Origin of the sequence: Citrobacter sp. TBCS-14, assembly GCF_005280805.1 — a bacterium.
GTDB classification, from domain to species: Bacteria; Pseudomonadota; Gammaproteobacteria; order Enterobacterales; family Enterobacteriaceae; genus Citrobacter; species Citrobacter gillenii.
Window position 1 is genome coordinate 1 of sequence record NZ_SZWM01000721.1, and the last position, 527, is coordinate 527.

1 protein-coding gene and 1 pseudogene are annotated in these 527 nt (G+C 49.8%); one reads left to right on the forward strand and one right to left on the reverse strand.

Translation table 11 applies throughout. From position 1 onward, the window contains the following. The coding region (locus FDX22_RS20910; RefSeq protein ID WP_146717722.1) for a DUF2766 family protein at nt 1–114 on the forward strand (114 nt) is incomplete at its 5' end. Between the two features lie 80 nt (nt 115–194). Here FDX22_RS20910 and FDX22_RS32720 read toward each other — a convergent pair. Next, nucleotides 195–527: pseudogene (locus FDX22_RS32720) on the reverse strand (hypothetical protein); the annotation flags it as partial.

The following is a 527-nucleotide window of genomic DNA, read 5'->3' on the forward strand; positions in this document are numbered from 1 at the left end:
AGCATCGACTTTTCCAGCCATCCCGCGGGCGCTGATCCCGTTACGATGCGCGCAATTCAAAAAGCGGTTGCGTTGATCGAGCTGAAATTCACTCCGCAGAATGAGTCTCACTAAAATAAACCGTTGTTTCAGGTTTTAGAAAGGTTTTTTTGCGCCTCTTGGATACAGAGGCGCAGACAGGGTAGTGCCGAGTATCAGTGATGCTGGTGGTTAACGACGTTTAGCAGATGCTTATCCGTTTGCGCCATACACAGTCCGGCGCGTTTGGCGCTACGAACCTCATCAAGAATCGTTTGCAACAGCACACCATCCTGCTGCTGCTCTTTTTCCAGATCNTTTGCGCCATACACAGCCCAGCACGTTTAGCGCTACGAACTTCATCAAGAATCGTTTGTAGCAGTACGCCATCCTGCTGCTGTTCTTTTTCCAGATCATGAAGAAAATCAACGGTTGGTGCGTCGTTCAACGCTTCTGCTTCATCCGTCAGACGTGACAGCGTACGAGAACGCTGCTGATAATCTTCCAGC